We start from the raw sequence: 616 nt of genomic DNA, 5'->3' as shown, positions 1-616 counted from the left end.
GGACGGCGTCCAGGGCCCGTGCCAGTTCCAGCGTCGGCTTGGCCCCCGAGGCTCGCTCGATCTGAGTGATCCGGGTGCTCACCACATGCGTCTTCTGGCCCAGCTCCGCCTGGGTCAGCCCGGCGGCGGTACGGAGTCGGCGCACCCGTGAGCCGAACAGCGCGGCCATCGACGTACTGGGATCAATTCCGTTGGCCAAGGGGTTACTTCCGTTCCTTACGAACCGAAAGGTAAGGCTGCGTGTCCTTCCGAGCGTAGGGCCGGGTGTCGATTCTTGAGTACGGAACGTGACCACTCATACGCAAGGCGGGACGGCAGGCATGGACGGGCACACGGTGCTGGCAGGAACGACGATCCACACGCTCACGGAACAGTTCACCTCCTCCCCGCGGGGCGCGCGGCTCGCACGACGAGTCGCCGTACGCCGCATGGAGGCCTGGGGACACCCGCCGGCGTCGGACGTGTCCTGCGCGGTCGCCCTGGTCGTGGGCGAACTCACGGCGAACGCGGTGCGGCACGGCCGGGTGCCGGGCCGCGACTTCCGTCTCCGCCTCCGCCTGGACGAGGCGTCCGATGTGATCCGCATCGAGGTGACGGACGCGGCCACCACGCGCCG

The 616-nt window shown here is 69.2% G+C and carries 2 protein-coding genes; one reads left to right on the top strand and one right to left on the bottom strand.

What is annotated here, in order from left to right:
- A partial coding sequence (locus tag BZL64_RS30035) for a helix-turn-helix transcriptional regulator (protein ID WP_244205551.1) occupies nt 1-199 on the bottom strand: 199 nt, incomplete at its 3' end.
- A gap of 121 nt (nt 200-320) precedes the next feature.
- On the opposite strand from BZL64_RS30035, the gene BZL64_RS30030 reads away from it, so the two are divergent.
- Nucleotides 321-616 (top strand): ATP-binding protein (locus BZL64_RS30030; protein WP_143663349.1); only part of this gene is annotated, 296 nt, incomplete at its 3' end.

This window comes from Streptomyces bobili, from assembly GCF_002154575.1.
GTDB lineage: Bacteria > Actinomycetota > Actinomycetes > Streptomycetales > Streptomycetaceae > Streptomyces > Streptomyces bobili.
The sequence above is the reverse complement of the archived record's forward strand: the minus strand, read 5'-3'. Positions and strand labels throughout refer to the sequence as shown.